This window comes from Ruegeria sp. BHSC029 (assembly GCF_059613085.1).
Genome location: NZ_JBXWRU010000009.1, coordinates 15,791 through 31,927, shown reverse-complemented (window position 1 = coordinate 31,927; position 16,137 = coordinate 15,791). Strand labels below are relative to the sequence as shown.

At 66.0% G+C, this 16,137-nt stretch carries 13 protein-coding genes; 9 read left to right on the top strand and 4 right to left on the bottom strand.

Annotated elements, in window-relative coordinates:
• Positions 1-9: 9 nt before the first annotated feature.
• Positions 10-474, bottom strand: a complete 465-nt coding sequence (locus tag AC2FML_RS18560) for a nuclear transport factor 2 family protein (protein ID WP_170366733.1) — start codon at positions 472-474, stop codon at positions 10-12.
• Between the two features lie 304 nt (positions 475-778).
• On the opposite strand from AC2FML_RS18560, the gene AC2FML_RS18555 reads away from it, so the two are divergent.
• From AC2FML_RS18555 to AC2FML_RS18545, 3 genes are all read left to right on the top strand, one after another.
• Complete coding sequence (locus AC2FML_RS18555; protein ID WP_170442315.1) at positions 779-1,342, top strand: TetR/AcrR family transcriptional regulator; 564 nt, start codon at positions 779-781, stop codon at positions 1,340-1,342.
• 47 nt (positions 1,343-1,389) lie between these two features.
• Entirely contained in the window at positions 1,390-2,181 is a 792-nt protein-coding gene (locus AC2FML_RS18550) for a TIGR03084 family metal-binding protein (protein WP_496784045.1), read from the top strand.
• A gap of 108 nt (positions 2,182-2,289) precedes the next feature.
• On the top strand, positions 2,290-3,447 hold the full coding sequence (locus AC2FML_RS18545) for an acyl-CoA dehydrogenase family protein (RefSeq protein WP_496784044.1): 1,158 nt from the start codon (positions 2,290-2,292) through the stop codon (positions 3,445-3,447).
• Between the two features lie 101 nt (positions 3,448-3,548).
• Here the strand turns inward: AC2FML_RS18545 and AC2FML_RS18540 are convergent, their stop codons facing one another.
• A complete protein-coding gene (locus AC2FML_RS18540) occupies positions 3,549-4,433 on the bottom strand; it encodes a LysR substrate-binding domain-containing protein (RefSeq protein WP_496784043.1) in 885 nt (294 codons plus the stop codon).
• Between the two features lie 98 nt (positions 4,434-4,531).
• Here AC2FML_RS18540 and AC2FML_RS18535 point away from each other — a divergent pair, with 98 nt between their 5' ends.
• Genes AC2FML_RS18535 through AC2FML_RS18520 form a run of 4 tightly spaced genes read left to right on the top strand, consistent with a single transcriptional unit; the run spans position 4,532 to position 10,254 of the window.
• Complete coding sequence (locus AC2FML_RS18535) at positions 4,532-5,698, top strand: pyridoxal phosphate-dependent aminotransferase (RefSeq protein WP_496784042.1); 1,167 nt, start codon at positions 4,532-4,534, stop codon at positions 5,696-5,698.
• 18 nt (positions 5,699-5,716) lie between these two features.
• On the top strand, positions 5,717-7,906 hold the full coding sequence (locus AC2FML_RS18530; RefSeq protein WP_496784041.1) for a dehydrogenase E1 component subunit alpha/beta: 2,190 nt from the start codon (positions 5,717-5,719) through the stop codon (positions 7,904-7,906).
• A complete protein-coding gene (locus tag AC2FML_RS18525) occupies positions 7,903-8,937 on the top strand; it encodes an ACP S-malonyltransferase (RefSeq protein WP_170522514.1) in 1,035 nt (344 codons plus the stop codon). Before AC2FML_RS18530 ends, AC2FML_RS18525 begins: the two co-directional genes overlap by 4 nt.
• A 42-nt stretch (positions 8,938-8,979) precedes the next feature.
• Positions 8,980-10,254: an NAD(P)/FAD-dependent oxidoreductase gene (locus tag AC2FML_RS18520; protein WP_496784040.1), complete on the top strand. Its 1,275-nt coding sequence runs from the start codon at positions 8,980-8,982 to the stop codon at positions 10,252-10,254.
• A 4-nt stretch (positions 10,255-10,258) separates the two neighbouring features.
• Here the strand turns inward: AC2FML_RS18520 and AC2FML_RS18515 are convergent, their stop codons facing one another.
• A complete protein-coding gene (locus AC2FML_RS18515; RefSeq protein ID WP_170443664.1) occupies positions 10,259-10,963 on the bottom strand; it encodes an SDR family oxidoreductase in 705 nt (234 codons plus the stop codon).
• A gap of 104 nt (positions 10,964-11,067) precedes the next feature.
• Here AC2FML_RS18515 and AC2FML_RS18510 point away from each other — a divergent pair, with 104 nt between their 5' ends.
• Complete coding sequence (locus AC2FML_RS18510; protein WP_170358040.1) at positions 11,068-11,919, top strand: LysR substrate-binding domain-containing protein; 852 nt, start codon at positions 11,068-11,070, stop codon at positions 11,917-11,919.
• Here AC2FML_RS18510 and AC2FML_RS18505 read toward each other — a convergent pair.
• Positions 11,910-12,812: a LysR family transcriptional regulator gene (locus tag AC2FML_RS18505; protein WP_170435421.1), complete on the bottom strand. Its 903-nt coding sequence runs from the start codon at positions 12,810-12,812 to the stop codon at positions 11,910-11,912. The two genes, AC2FML_RS18510 and AC2FML_RS18505, sit on opposite strands and share 10 nt — an antisense overlap.
• A gap of 75 nt (positions 12,813-12,887) precedes the next feature.
• On the opposite strand from AC2FML_RS18505, the gene AC2FML_RS18500 reads away from it, so the two are divergent.
• Positions 12,888-16,100, top strand: coding sequence for a reductive dehalogenase (locus AC2FML_RS18500; RefSeq protein ID WP_496784039.1), 3,213 nt, complete (start codon positions 12,888-12,890; stop codon positions 16,098-16,100).
• Positions 16,101-16,137 lie beyond the last annotated feature (37 nt).

Here is a 16,137-nt window from a genome sequence, read left to right as displayed (position 1 = left end):
TGCCTCCTTTCACAGGTTCAGATCGGACAGGCCGGGATGGTCGGCGGGCCGTGGCCCCAGGGGCCAGTGAAACAGGCGCTGGGCGTCGGTGATCGGCAGATCGTTCAAGGACGTATGTCGCTGGGCCATCCGGCCATCGGCGGCGAACTCCCAGTTCTCGTTACCGTAGGAGCGGAACCACTGGTCGCTGTCGTCATGCCACTCATAGGCATAGCGCACCGCGATGCGGTTCCCGTCACAGGCCCACAGCTCCTTGATCAGGCGATAGTCCAGTTCCGTGCGCCATTTGCGGGTCAGAAAGGCGTGGATCTGGGCGTGGCCGGTCAGGAACTCGGACCGGTTCCGCCACTGGCTGTCCTCGGTATAGGCCGGGGTCACGATGTCGGGGTTGCGGCTGTTCCAGGCGTCTTCGGCCTTGCGAACCTTTTCGATGGCGGTCTGCGTCGTGAACGGGGGCAGGGGAGGGCGCGGCATGGTCAGGGCCTTCAGGCGAGGGTGGCGGCCAGTAGGGCCACGGTCAGAAGGAAGGGAACATAGCTTGCGGGAAATGGGCTGGCGCGGCGTCGCATCGGTCAAATCCTTTGGGTGTACAGATCAGTAAACTGTGCTGAGAAAGTGTACAGATCGGTCAACTATTTCAACCCTTGGGTCAAAAAAAGTTTTTCGTTCTGGCCTCCGTCATGGAAAATAATACCTAAAAACAGTGGCTTCACCGGTGTGAATTGCACCTGCGCGGCAAAGGCATTATGTACTGATCTGTACATGAGGGAGCCGAATCATGCGTCCGAACAAACGGGACGAGCTGGTCCGCAAAGCACTGCAGGTGTTTTACCGCGACGGGTTTCACGCCACCGGAATGGACCGGCTGGTGGTCGAAACCGGCGTGTCCAAGACCTCGATGTACAAGCATTTCCGCACCAAGGAGGAGCTGATCCTGGCGGTGCTGCGCCTGCGGGACGAGAATTTCCGCAACTGGTTCGTGCGCCGGATCGAGGAGCTGGCCGACACCCCCGCCGATCAACTGCTGGCCGCGTTCGATGCGCTGGGCGAATGGTTCCGCGAGGACAATTTCCGCGGCTGCATGTTCATCAAGGCGGGGGCCGAATACCAGGATCCCGACCACCCGATCCATGTGCAGGCGGGCGAGCACAAGCGCCTGCTGCTGGAATATTTCACCGACCTGTGTCGCAAGGCTGGCGCGCGGGACCCGGACAAGCTGGCCTGCCAGCTGCTGCTGCTGAAAGAGGGCGCGATCGTCACCGCCGTGCTGCTTCGCAACGGCGATCCCGCGCGCGACGCCAAGGAGGCGGCTGTCGTCTTGCTGAAAAACGCGCTGGCTTGACCCATGAAAACCCGCTTTAGTCCCTGAAGCAGGTAAAAGGGGGGTATATGCAGCAGGCTTCGGATTTTCTGGAAGAATGTCAGGTTCTTGATGACGCACTGACGGGGCTGGGTGCCGCGGACTGGCAGATCGTGACCCAGTTCAAAGACTGGACGATCGACGACGTGTTGGTGCACCTGCATTTCTGGAACCAAATGGCCGACCTGTCACAACGCGACCCGGATGCGTTCCAAGCCCGGGTGCAGCAGGTGATGCCGCGTATCCAGGCCGAGGGATTTCGCGCGACGGAAAACGCTGCAATCACCGAACGAGGACATGATCTGCGCGCCGCATGGTCTGATCTATGCAGCCGAATGGGCCGCGACTGGTCGGGGCTGGACCCCAAGTCGCGGGTCAAATGGGTGGGGCCGGACATGTCGGTGCGGTCCTCGATGACCGCCCGGCAGATGGAGACCTGGGCGCATGGACAGGAGGTATTCGACATTCTTGGCCTGACCCGGCCCGAGACCGACCGGATCCGCAACATCGTCGTGCTGGGGGTGAACACCTTTGGCTGGACCTACACGGTGCATGGCCGCCCGGTGCCGCCGGTGGCACCCCATCTGCGCCTGATCGCGCCGTCGGGGGCGCTGTGGGAGTTCGGTACGCCCGGCGCCGACGAGATTGAGGGGCCGGCCGTCGATTTCGCCCGCGTTGTGACCCAGACCCGAAACGTGGCGGATACCGGCCTGTCGGTGCAGGGGCAGGTCGCGCAGGAGTGGATGGCCATCGCCCAGTGTTTCGCCGGCGCCCCGGAAACGCCGCCGCCGCCCGGCGCCCGGCACCGCGTAGGGCATTGACGCCAAAGGACGTTGCGTAGCAGCGCAAACCGACGCGGCGTCACCCGGATTGGCGGAATCGGCGGCAAAAGCTACCCTTTTCGCCAACAGAATTCCGGAGAACCAATCATGTCGCTTTTTACTTCGACCGCTTCCTGGGTCACTGACGAACACCGCATGTTTGCCGAAATGGCCGGACGGTTCATGGATGATGAGCTGGTGCCCAACATCGAAGCCTGGGCCGAGCAGGGCGTGGTCGATCGCGACTTCTGGCGGAAGGCCGGGGAAACCGGGCTGATGGCCGGGGCCATCCCCGAGGAATTCGGTGGCGTCGGCGGCGGCATGGGTTTTGATGCGGTCACGATCTATGAGCAGACCTCGCGCGGGGATGCGGGCTGGGGCTATGGCATCCAGTCGATCGTGACCCACTACATCACCGCCTATGGCAGCGAGGATCAAAAGAGCAAATGGCTGCCCAAACTGGCCTCGGGCGAGATGGTCGGCGCGCTGGCCATGACCGAACCGGGCACCGGCTCGGACGTCCAGGCGATCCGCACCACAGCCGAAAAGGATGGCAATTCCTACCGGATGAACGGGTCCAAGATCTTCATCACCAACGGCCAGACCGCCGACCTGATCATCGTGGCCGCCAAAACCGACAAGTCGCTGGGCGCCAAGGGCGTGTCGCTGATCGCGGTCGAGACCGAAGGGGCCGAGGGCTTCCGCCGGGGGCGCAACCTCAAGAAGCTGGGGATGAAGGCCAATGACACCGCCGAGCTGTTCTTCGAGGACGTGAAGGTGCCGATGACCAACCTGCTGGGTTCCGAAGAAGGTCAGGGTTTCTATCAGCTGATGAAGCAACTGCCGTGGGAACGTCTGACCATCGGCATCATGGCGCTGGGCGCGATCGACTTCGCCATCGCCGAGACGGTCAAATACACCCAAGAGCGCAAAGCGTTCGGCCAACGGGTGATGGACTTCCAGAACACTCGCTTCAAGCTGGCGGAATGCAAGACCAAGGCCGAGGTGCTGCGCAGCTTCGTCAATGACTGCATCGCCAAGCTGGAGTCCGGTCAGCTGGATGCGGCCACCGCCTCGATGGTGAAATACTGGGGCTCCGAGGTGCAAAACGAGATCATGCACGAATGCCTGCAGCTGTTCGGCGGCTATGGCTTCATGATGGAATACCCGATCGCGCGGCTTTACGCGGATGCGCGGGTGCAGATGATCTATGGCGGCACCAACGAGGTGATGAAGGAACTCATCGCCCGCTCGATCGACGTCTGACCGGGCGCTCCCGCCCGTCGTCAACGGCCCTTGCGGGCCGCCTCCTCCGGTTGGGCCCGGCCGCGCCCGAGCGATGCTCGGCTGCGGCGGAGGCGGATCGGCTAAGGCAGCTGCCCCTGCAGCCATGCGCGGAACGAGACAAGAGGGGCCGGTTCCGTGCGATTTTGCGGCCAGACAAGATAGTAGTCGCCCAGGCTGACCGGCGGAGCTGCACAGGCCGGAACCAACCGGCCGGCCTCGAGCTCGGCTGAAATCAGGTAGCTGGGCAGCAGTGCTACGCCCAACCCATGGATCGTAGCCTGGATCATGGTCGAGAACTGGTCGAACAGCATGCCTCGGACGCCCTCGACAGGGGTGCTTTGCGCGGCGAACCAGCGTTCCCACGCATCGGGCCGGGTATCCAGATGCAGCAGTGGTGCGTCGACCAGCCATTCAGCGTTCGGGGCTTCGGCTGGCAGCAGGGCTGGCGCGCAGATCGGCAGAACCTCTTCGCACATGATCGGCAGATAGTTCACCCCAGCCCAGTCGCGCTGGCCGAAGTGGATGGCTGCGTCGAAGGGTTCGGTGCCGAAGTCGAATGGCTTGAGCCGTGTGCTGAGGTTCATCGTCACTTCGGGGTGGCGTTGCGCGAAATCCTGAAGCCGTGGCGCCAGCCAGTGCATACCGAAGGCGGGCAGGATCGACAGTTGCAAAGAGCCGCCGGAAGGGTTGGCCTTCAGCTTCAGTGAGGCCTGCGCCAGTTGCTGCAGCGCCGTTCGGGCAGTTTCCACGTATTCCTTGCCAGCGGGTGTGAGTTGCAGGCGCATTCGGTCGCGTTGGATCAGTGCGACGCCCAGCTGTTCTTCGACGGCCTTCAACTGGCGACTGACCGCGCTTTGGGTCAGCGAGAGCTCATCGGCAGCTGCCGAGGCGCTGCCCAGGCGGTCGACGGCTTCGAGCGCCAACAGGGAAGAAATAGACGGCAGAAATCGACGCGGCGCCAGCATATGATTTTTCCTCATGGCTTTTGGAGGGAATATCACTGGTGGATCCTCCAACCCAATAGCAAAAAGGCGCAGCGGTAGAAAAGTGCAGCGGGGCGATCATGACCATTCAGAACAGTTCGAGCGGATTTCGGCGGGCAGGGAGACTCGACGGGATCGAATTGTCCGAGATCGTCCAAATTTCGGAACGGGCCGCGCTGTTGCGTGCGCAGGGTGTGGACGTGATCGCGCTCAGCACCGGCGAGCCCGACTTTCCCACGCCGCCGCACGTGGTCGAGGCCGCCCACAAGGCGGCGCTGGAAGGGCAGACCCGATACCCCGCCACCGCCGGAACGCCGGCCCTGCGTGCCGCTATCGCAGAACAGGCCGGGGTCGAGCCGGCGCAGGTCGTCGTCTCGACCGGGGCCAAGCAGGTGCTGGCCGGCGCGTTCCTCGCGTCGCTCGATCCGGGCGATGAGGTCATCACCACCGCGCCTTTCTGGACCAGCTATGCAGACATGGTGAAACTGGCGGGCGGCGTGCCGGTCGTGCTGGATTGTCCGCGCGAACAGGGCTTCAAGCTGACCCCAGAACAGCTGGAGAGGGCGATCACCCCGCGTACCCGCTGGCTGCTGTTGAACACACCGTCGAACCCGACCGGGGCGGTTTACTCTGAGGCCGAATTGCAGGCGCTGGGCGCTGTGTTGGAACAGCACCCGCAGGTCTGGGTAACCTCGGACGAGATCTATCGGCACCTCGCCTATGTGCCCTTCACGCCCTTTACCCAGGCGGTTCCGGCGCTGGCCGACCGCACGCTGACGGTGAATGGCGTGTCCAAGGCCTATTCGATGACCGGCTGGCGCATCGGCTGGGGGATCGGCCCCGCGCCGCTGATCAAGGCGATGGCGGCGGTACAGGGGCAGATCACCTCGGGTGCCTGTTCCATCGCGCAGGCGGCAGCGCAGGCCGCGCTGACCGGCCCGCAGGATCTGTTGGCCGAACGCCGCGAGGCGATGCGTGCGCGCCGCGATCTGGTCGTGGATGGCCTGAAGGCCGCCGGTTTGGACTGCCCAGTGCCCTGCGGCGCCTTCTACGTCTTTCCGCAGACGCCTGCCGCGATGCCGTCGGACCCCGAGTTCTGCCGTCATCTGCTGGATCAGGCGGGCATCGCGGTGGTGCCGGGGCGGGCCTTCGGCATGCCGGGGCATTTTCGGCTTTCCTTTGCCTATGACCCCGATAGCCTGACCCAAGGCCTGCGCCGGATTGCCGACGCCACGGCCAAACTCTGACCTGACCGGGGAACCCAGATGGATCGCGCCCAGATCGTTCACGAAAACTTCCTGACCCGCGTTGCCAACCGCGACCTGCCCGCGGGCGCGCCGCCGCGCCCGGGCCTGACTGCGCCCGAGGTGGTCTCGCTGTTCCGCTCTCAGGTCCTCAGCCGCGCGCTGGACCGCACCAGCCGGGCGATGCAGAAGGCGGGGCAGGGGTTCTACACCATCGGCTCGTCGGGGCACGAAGGCATGGCCGCCGTGGCCCATGCCCTGCGCCCGACCGACATCGCCTTTCTGCACTATCGCGACGCCGCCTTTCAGATCGCCCGGGCCGAGCAGGTGCCCGGCCAGCAGATCGCCTGGGACATGCTGCTGAGTTTCGCCTGTTCCAAGGAGGACCCGACCTCGGGCGGGCGGCACAAGGTGCTGGGCTCCAAGGCGCTGATGATCCCGCCGCAGACCTCGACCATCGCCAGCCACCTGCCCAAGGCGGTGGGGGCGGCCTATAGCCTGGGTGCGGCGCGGCGGCATGACCCCGAACACCGGCAACTGCCCGAGGACGGCATCGCGATGTGCTCCTTTGGCGACGCTTCGGCCAACCACTCCACCGCGCAGGGGGCGATCAACACCGCCGGCTGGACCAGCGTGCAGTCGATCCCGCTGCCGCTGCTCTTTGTCTGCGAGGACAACGGCATCGGCATCTCGGTCAAGACGCCCAAGGGCTGGATTCAGGCTTCGATGGAGTATCGTCCGGGCATCAGGTATTTCCAGGCCAACGGGTTGGACATCTATGAAACCTTCGCGGTGGCGCAGCAAGCGGCCGAATACGTCCGCACCCGGCGCAAGCCGGCCTTCCTGCACCTGAAAACCGTGCGGCTGTATGGCCATGCGGGGGCGGATGTGCCCACCACCTATCTCAGCCGCGCCGAGGTCGAGGCCGACGAGGCCAACGACCCGCTACTGCATTCGGTGCGCCTGCTGGATCAGGCCGGGGCGCTGTCGCCCGAACAGGCGCTGAATATCTATGAACAGACCTGCGCCCGCACCGACCGCATCGCGGCGCAGGCTGCCACCCGCCCACATCTGGCCACCGCCGCCGAGGTCGCGGCCAGCCTCATCCCGCCCAAGCGCCCCTGCAAACCTACCAACGGCCCCAGCGCCGAGGCCCGCGCCGCCGCCTTCGGCAGCGACCTGCGCGCGATGGACGACCCGCAGCCGATGGCGCGCCTGATCAACTGGGCGCTGACCGACTTGATGCTGGAACATGGCGAGATCGTCTGCATGGGCGAGGACGTGGGCCGCAAGGGCGGCGTCTATGGCGTGACGCAGAAGCTGCAGGCGCGTTTCGGCCCCGACCGGGTGATCGACACGCTGCTGGACGAACAGTCCATCCTTGGCCTTGCCATCGGCATGGCCCACAACGGTTTCGTGCCGATCCCCGAGATCCAGTTCCTCGCCTATCTGCACAATGCCGAGGACCAGATCCGGGGCGAGGCCGCCACGCTGCCCTTCTTCTCGAACGGGCAGTTCACCAACCCGATGGTCGTGCGGATCGCGGGGCTGGGCTACCAGAAAGGCTTTGGCGGGCATTTCCACAACGACAACTCGCTGGCGGTGCTGCGCGACATTCCGGGCGTCATCGTCGCCTGCCCCTCGACCGGGGCGGACGCGGCGCGGATGCTGCGCGAATGCGTGCGCCTTGCGCGCGAGGAGCAGCGGGTGGTGGTGTTCCTGGAACCCATCGCGCTCTACCCGATGCGCGACCTGCATCAGGCGCAGGACGGCGCGTGGATGACCTGCTATCCCGCGCCCGGCGAACGGATCGCGCTGGGCGAGGTGGGCGTGCATGGCGATGGCACCGATCTGGCGATCGTGACTTACGGCAACGGCCATTACCTGTCGAAACAGGCGCTGCCCGAACTGGCAGCGGCGGGCCTCAAGACCCGCATCATCGACATGCGCTGGATGGCGCCGCTGCCGGAACAGGCGCTGCTGGAGGCCACCAAGGGCTGCAAACACGTCCTGATCGTCGATGAATGCCGCCGCACCGGCAGCCAGTCCGAGGCGCTGATGACGCTCTTTGCCGAACAGACCGACCTGCCCACGGCCCGCGTGGTGGCCGAGGATTGCTTCATCGCCACCGGCCCCGCCTATGCCGCGCCGCTGCCCTCGAAGGATGGCATCGTGGCCGCCGCCCTGACCCTGACCGGAGCCGCAAAATGACCCGCACCGCCGTCGTGATCTGCCCCGGCCGGGGCACCTACAACAAGCCCGAGCTGGGCTATCTGCACCGTCACCATTCGAACCGCATGGAACTGTTCCGCGAATTCGACGCGATCCGCGCCGAGACGGGCCAGGAGGCGGTGACCGCACTGGACGGCGCGTCGCGATTCTCGGTCAGCAAGTATTCCCGCGGCGACGTGGCCTCGCCGCTGATCTACGCCGCGGCGCTGGCCGATGCGCAGGCGCTGGCCGAGGATATCGAGGTGGTGGCCGTCACCGGCAACTCGATGGGCTGGTATATCGCGCTGGCCGCTGCTGGCGCGCTGTCGCCGGAAAACGGGTTCCGGGTGGTCAACACCATGGGCGCGCTGATGCAGACCCACCTGATCGGCGGGCAACTGGTCTATCCCTTCACCGGTGACGACTGGCGCGACGACCCGGCCCGAAAGGCCGAGCTCTTGGCCGAGGTGGCGCGCATCGACTCTCTGCCGGAACATGACCTCGCCCTGTCGATCGACCTGGGCGGGATGCTGGTTCTGGCCGGCAATGAGGCCGGGCTCAAGGCGTTCGAGGCCGCGCAGCCCGTGGTGCAGCAACGGTTCCCGATGCGGCTGGCCAATCACGCGGCCTTTCACACGCGCCTGCAGGCCCCCGTGGCGCAGGAGGGTCGCCGCCAACTGCCCGCCACGCTGTTCACCCAGCCCGACCTGCCGATGATCGACGGGCGCGGCAAGATCTGGTGGCCGGGGGCAACCGACACGGGCGCGCTGTGGGATTACACGCTGGGCCATCAGGTGACCGAGCCCTACGATTTCACCCGCGCGGTGCAGACCGCCGCCCGTGAATTCGCACCCGATCTGTTCATCGTCACCGGCCCTGGCGCGACATTAGGCGGCGCGGTGGCGCAATCGCTGGTGCTGGCCAACTGGCGCGGCATGTCCGACAAAGAGAGCTTTCAGGCCCTGCAGGCGCAGGACCCGTTCCTGATCGCTTTGGGGCGCGAGGATCAAAGACCTCTTGCCATCGGCTAAGCGCTCGGGGAATCTGCGCGCGCATTCAAGGACATCCCGCCCATGACCACCGACCCGGAAATCAGCCTGTGGACCAAGACCAGCCGCGAGCGGGTGGATGCCCCGCCCCTGACCGGGCCTGTCACGGTGGACCTTGCCGTGATCGGCGGCGGCTATACGGGCTGCTCGGCGGCGCTGCACGCGGCGCAGGCGGGGGCTTCGGTCTGCCTGCTCGAGGCGCTTGAGATCGGCCATGGCGGGTCGGGCCGCAATGTCGGGCTGGCCAATGCCGGGCTGTGGCTGTCCCCGGCCGAGATCCGCGCCCACCTGGGCCACGAGGCCGGCGACCGGCTGATCACCCTGCTGGCGCAGGCCCCGGCCGAAGTGTTCCGCCTGATCCGTGACCACGCCATCGATTGCGAGCCGGTGCAGGCCGGAACCCTGCACCTGGCCCATTCGCCCAAGGGCCTGCGCGACCTCCAAACCCGCCGCCAACAGTTGTCAGCCGACGGCGCGCCGGTCGAACTGCTGTCGGCGCAGGAAACCGCCCGCCGCACCGGCAGCGAGGCCTTTCACGGCGCCATCTTCGACCCGCGCGCCGGGACGATCCAGCCTCTGGCCTATGTGCAGGGCCTCGCCCGCGCCGCGCGGCAGGCCGGGGCCGCGATCCACGCCAACAGCCCGGTGCAGACCCTGCGCCATGATGGCGATGTCTGGCATCTGGACACACCGCTGGGTTCTGTGCGCGCCAAGGCGCTGATCCAAGCCACCAACGCCTATCACGCGGGGCTGCCCGACACCCGACAGGCCTATGTACCGGTCTACTACTTCCAATACGCCACCGACCCGCTGCCCGAGGACATCTGCGCCACCCTGCTGCCGGGGGGCGAGGGCTGTTGGGATACCGGGCTGATCATGACCTCGTTCCGCATGGATCAGGCCGGGCGGCTGGTGATCGGGGCGATGGGCGATCTGGGCCACGCGGGCAGTTTCGCTCATCGCGGCTGGATCACGCGCAAACTGGCGCAGATCTTCCCCGCTCTGGCCGATCAGCCGCTGAAGGACGGCTGGCATGGGCGCATCGCCATAACCTCGGACCATATCCCGAAGCTGGTGCAGATCGGGCCAAACGCGCTGTCGGCGCATGGCTATTCCGGGCGCGGGATCGGGCCGGGCACGGTGTTCGGCCGCATGATGGCCGACAGCCTGCTGGCGGGCGACCCCGCCCGCTTGCCGCTGCCGCCGGTGCCTGAGCACAGCGAAAGCTGGACAGGCCTGCGCCGCGCCTTTTTCGAGACCGGCGCGGCGCTGACCCATCTGATCAAGGCAAGGGTCTGACCGATCAGACCGAGCGGGTGATCCCGCCATCCACCCGGATGTTCTGCCCGGTGATGTAACCGCCGCCCTCGGAGGCCAGGAACGCGATGACCGAGGCGATTTCGTCATAGCTGCGCCCGTAGCGGCCCATGGGGATTTTGGCCTTGAACTCCTCTTTCTCGGGCAGGCTGTCGATGAAGCCGGGCAGGACGTTGTTCATGCGGATGTTCTCGGCGGCATATCTGTCGGCGAACAGCTTGGTGAACGCCGCAAGCCCTGCCCGGAATACGCCCGAGGTCGGAAAGACCGGGTCCGGCTCAAACGCCGCGAAGGTCGAGATGTTGATGATCGACCCGCCCCCCTGCGTCTGCATGATCGGGGTGACCAGCCTTGTGGGGCGCACGGCGTTCAGGAAATAGACCTCCATGCCGCGGTGCCAGTCCTCGTCGGTCAGCTCCAGCACCGGCGCGCGGGGTCCGTGACCGGCCGAGTTCACCAGCACGTCGATCCGCCCCCAATGGGCCATCGCCGCATCGACCAGCCTCTGCAGGTCGTCATTCGACTGGTTCGAGCCGGTCACGCCCACGCCGCCCAGTTCGGCCGCCAGCGCCTCGCCCTTGCCCGACGAGGACAGGATGCCCACCTTGAACCCGTCCGCCGCCAGACGCCGCGCCGCATCCGCGCCCATGCCGCTGCCGCCGGCGGTGATCAGAGCCACTTTTTCTGTCATCTTCGTTCTCCGTTTCCATCTGCCGCCAAGATGAAGCGTGGCCGGCCGTTTGACCAATCAGTTCTTCTGCCCTATGGCTGTAGAAAATCTATTGTGTGAGCGTCATGGCTGCCCTTCCTCCGCTGAACGCCCTGCGCGCCTTCGAGGCGTCGGCCCGTCACCTGAACTTCAGGCTGGCGGCGCAGGAACTGGGTGTCACCCAAGGGGCTGTGGCGCAGCAGGTCCGCGGCCTTGAGGCGCGGCTGGGCACCCTGTTGTTCGACCGTCTGCCACGCGGCCTGCGCCTGACCGAGGCCGGTCGGCGGTTCCACGCGCCCCTGCGCCGCGCTTTCCGTCTGATCGAAGAGGCGGTCGAAGACCTGTCCGGCCAGCGTCAGATCACCCTGTCGGTCACACCCAGCTTTGCTTCGAAATGGCTGGTGCCGCGGCTGGGCGATTTCACCGCGCACCACCCGGATGTCTCGGTGCAGGTCGATGCGCGCGAGCGGCTGGCCGATTTCCAGACGGACGGGGTGGACATCGCGGTGCGGCAGGGCCGCGCGCCATTTGGCGACGGTCTGGTGGCCGAGCCGCTGTTCCCCACCGAATTCGTCGTCGTCGGCAGCCCTGACCTGGCCGCGCAAGTGACATCGGCGCAGGACCTGCTGGCGCATGTAATGCTGAGCGATTCACACGGCCTGTGGCCCCTGTTTCTGGAACGCGCCGGCGTTCAGGGGCGCCCGAGGATGATGAATTTCAGCCAGACCAGCCTGGCCATCGACGCCGCCGTGGCCGGGCAGGGCTTTGCGCTGGCCAATGCGCCACTGGTCGCGGCCGAGCTGACGGCGCGACGGTTGGTGCAACCGCTGGCGCAGGTGCTGCTGGATGATCTGGGGTTCCATATCGTCACCCCGCGCAAGCCACGGCAGCCGGATCTGGTGGCGCTGATGCGCGACTGGCTGCGGGCTCAGGCCTGAAGCGTGGCGGCAATCGCCGCGATCTGGCCCCGCAGCCAGCGATGGGCGGGATCGTTGGCGAACCGCTGGTGCCAGACCATGTAGATCGACACCGGCTGACAATCGAAGGGCAGGGGCGCACAGTCCAGTGCCGCCAAAGGCCCCTGTTTCATCAGCGCCGTGTCGGTCGAGATCAGGTCGCTGCCCTTCACGAAGGCCGGGATCGCGTTGAAATGCGGCAGCGTCACGGTGGGCGGGCGGATCTGGCTTTGATCCACGCCGCGCATCACCGCCCGCGCGTTGCGCCCGTCGGGAAACCGCACCTCGACATGGTCCGAGGTGCAATAGGCGGCCCAGTCGGCGGGCGGGTCGCGGCGTTCGGCGTCGTAGAACACCATCAGGGGGCTGCTCACCAGCAGCTTTTGAAAGATGTCGGGGCCGTCCGGCGGCAGCGGGGTCAGCATCAGCTGGCACCGGTCGCTGCGCAGCAGTTCAGGGTCGGGCACGCCCGAGGGCATGAACTCCAGCCGCAGCCGCACCCCATCGGCCCGCGCCCTGCGCAGCAACTGCGGAAAGATCAGCTCGCGCGGCATGTCGTTGGTGGCGATCTGGACGGTGATCTCTTCTGACAGCGGGTCAAAGGGCCGCTCATCGGTCAGGGCGCGCATCCCGTCCAGCACCCTCTGCACCGGGTCTTTCAGCGCCAGCGCCCGCTCGGTCGCGCGCAGCCCCTGGCCCGACCGCACGAACAGCGGATCGCCCAGCACCTGCCGCAGTTTGGCCAACGTGTGGCTGATGGCCGATTGCGTGACACCCAGCCGGTCGGCGGCCTTGGACACCGAGTTTTCCTCGAGGATCGTCAGGAAGGTGCGCAGGACCTTGCCGTCCAGATCCGTGAAATCAATTTTCTTCATACCGTTTATGATCCGCCATGAATGGTGTTGCTGTTCATGCCGCGCTAGGGGAAGCTTGGCAACAGGAGGCACGCGATGGGGATCCGCTTTTTCTCGGACAAGAACCGACCCGTTCACATGGGTCCTTATCCGCTTGAGCGGCTGCGGCGACAGGATGCGCTGCCCGATCTGTCGGCGCTGGCGCCCATGCCGGTGCTGAGTTTCGACCGCCCCGAAAAGCCCCACAGCATCGTCAACGCAATGGGCGAGTTTCAGGCGATGCTGGACACCATCCGCGATGGTTTCGTCAATCCGGCCCGGGCCGAGATGCCTCACGATCCGGCTGAACGCGCCAACCACCTGAAGGCATTCGGCTATTTCAACGATGCATCGATGATGGGCTGCGGGCCTCTGCCGCCGCAGGCGCTGCTGGACCAGCCCCGGCGCAACCCTGATATCGACCGGTTGGCCCATGCGCTGCAGACCCGGCAGACGAAGACCCTGGCCTCGGGGATCGACGTGATCATGGCCGACCTGCGCGACAGCGTCGCGGCCCAGCCGGGGCCGATCACCGCCCATCGCCATGCCATCGTGTTCCTGTACGAACATCATCGCGACCCCGATCCGGCCGAGCCCGGCGCCGAGTGGATCCTGGATGCGCAGGACCACCGCGCCTGCCTGCTGGCCACCGAAAACGCGGTGGTGATCGCCAATTACATCCGGCTTTTGGGGTATGACGCGCGGGCGCATTCGGTGATGTCCTCGGACGTGGACCTGCCGCGCCTTGCCGCCGCAGCCGGGCTGGTCTGGGCCGAGGATGGCACCGCCGTGGCCCCTTGGCTGGGGCGCCGGTTCGGGCTGGCCGCCGTGACCACCGAGATGGAAATCGCCCATGATCGACCGCTGGCCCCGCGCGACCGGCAGCCGTGGTTCCGCACCCAAGGCCCCGCGTGGTGGCTGGGCGCGGGTTTTGCCAAAAGCGCGCTGAACCGCGACCCTTTCGCCCGCCGCCGCTATGTCGATGGCGCGCACCCGTTCGAGACGCTCAAACGCGTGGACAGCCCGACCACCTATATCGACGAAGCGAACGTGGCCCGCGTGCCCAAACGCGCCGACATGTTTGCGCGGGCGCAGTTCGGCGACATGGGCAAACCGCTGCAGGACGCGGCGAAGGGTGGGCACTACGTCCGAAAATCCGCGCCCAGCTTTGCCCAACGGCGCGCGCTGGGGGCCTTCGTCCTGCTGCAGGACGGCGACAGCGCCGAGGTCGCCAGCCCCACCGATGCCGAGCGCAACGCGGCGAACATCAAGGCGGCCAGCTATTTCCTGAGCGTCGATGCCGTGGGCCTCTGCCGCTGCCCCGAATGGGCGTGGTATTCCCACGACGCTACCGGCGAGGAAATCGTGCCGCCCCACGATCAGGCCGTTAGCATGATCGTCGACCAGGGTTATGAGACGATGGAGGGCGCATCCGGCGATGACTGGATCAGCGTCGCCCAGTCGATGCGCGCCTATCTGCGGTTCTCGCTGCTGGGTGGGGTATTGGCCCGTCAGATCCGCAATCTGGGCTACAAGGCCAAGGCGCATACGGTGATGGATGGCGAAGTGCTGCAGCCGCCGCTGCTGCTGCTGTCGGGGCTGGGCGAGGTCAGCCGCATCGGCGAGGTCATTCTGAACCCGTTCCTGGGCCCGCGCCTGAAATCGGGTGTGGTGACCACCGACATGCCCATGACCCACGACAAGCCCATCGACTTTGGCCTGCAGCGGTTCTGCGAAAGCTGCAACAAATGTGCTCGCGAATGCCCCTCGGGGGCGATCACCGCCGGGCCCAAGCTGATGTTCAACGGCTACGAGATCTGGAAATCCGACAGCCAGAAATGCGCCACCTACCGGATCACCACGCCCGGCGGGGCGATGTGCGGGCGCTGCATGAAGACCTGCCCCTGGAACCTGGAAGGGCTGTTCGCCGAACGCCCCTACCGCTGGGCTGCGATGACCATTCCCGCCGCTGCGCCCGCGCTGGCGAAACTGGACGATGCGCTGGGCAATGGCGGGCTGAACGACACCAAGAAATGGTGGTGGGATCTGGAGCTACAGCCCGACGGCGCCTATCGCCCCACCGCGCACCCGCTGAACCGGCGCGATCTGCAAAAGGATCTGGATCTGAAATACGAGGATCAGACGCTGGCCGTCTATCCCGCGCCGCTGGCGCCGCACCCCTGGCCCTATCCTTTTGCGATGGACCGCGAGGCCGGGATCGCCGCCTATCAGGCGATGGTCACGGCCGAGGAGTACAAGACCCGTCTGGCCGCCGGAGACATGTCGGTTATCCACCGCTACACGATCTCGGGCGATGCGCCGGTGATGCAGCTGGTGCTGTCGAAGGTCGAGAAGATGACGGCAGACGTCACCAAATACGAGTTCTCCACACCAGATAGTACGCCCTTGCCGGATTGGACGGCCGGCGCGCATCTGGATGTGCTGGTGGCGCCGGAATTCCTGCGGCAATACTCGATGTCCGGAGACCCGGCCGACCGCATGACCTATCAGATCGGGGTCCTGCGCGAGGATCAGGGCCGCGGCGGATCGGCCCTGCTGCACCGGATCTTCACGCTGGGCCGCAAGGTGTTCGTGTCAAAGCCGATCAACCATTTCGAACTGGATGAGACCGCCTCCCGCACTCTGTTGATGGGCGGCGGCATCGGGATTACCCCGATGATCGCCTTCGCGCAACGCCTGCACGCGCTGGGCCGTGATTTCGACCTGCACTATTCCATCCCCTCACGGGAAAAGGCCGGGTATCTGGCCGATCTGGCCGCAGCGCCCTGGGCGGACCGCGTGCATTTGCATGTCTCGGACGAGGGCACCCGCGCCGATCTGGGCGCGATCCTGGCGGGCTATCGCGACGGCTGGCATGTCTATACCTGCGGCCCGGACCGCTACATGGAGGCGGTGATGCAGGCTGCCGAATGTCAGGGCTGGCCCGAGGAGGCCCGGCATCTGGAGTATTTCTCGGTGCCCGAGCAGCCCGATTTTGAAAACCACCCGTTCACCCTGCGGCTGGCACGGTCAGGGCGTGACCTTGAGGTGCCCGTCGACAAAGACGCGGCACAGGTGCTGAACGAGGCCGGCATCCATGTCGACGTGAAATGCGCCGACGGCATCTGCGGCGTCTGCAAATGCGGGCTGATTGCGGGCGAGGTCGAGCATCGCGATTTCGTCCTGTCGCGCAAACAGCGGGAATCGGCACTGATTCTGTGCCAGAGCCGCGCGGCCGAGCCGGGCGGGGTGGTCGAGATCGACCTCTGACCCCGGTCGGAAAGCGACATTTTCAGGCGAAAAAATA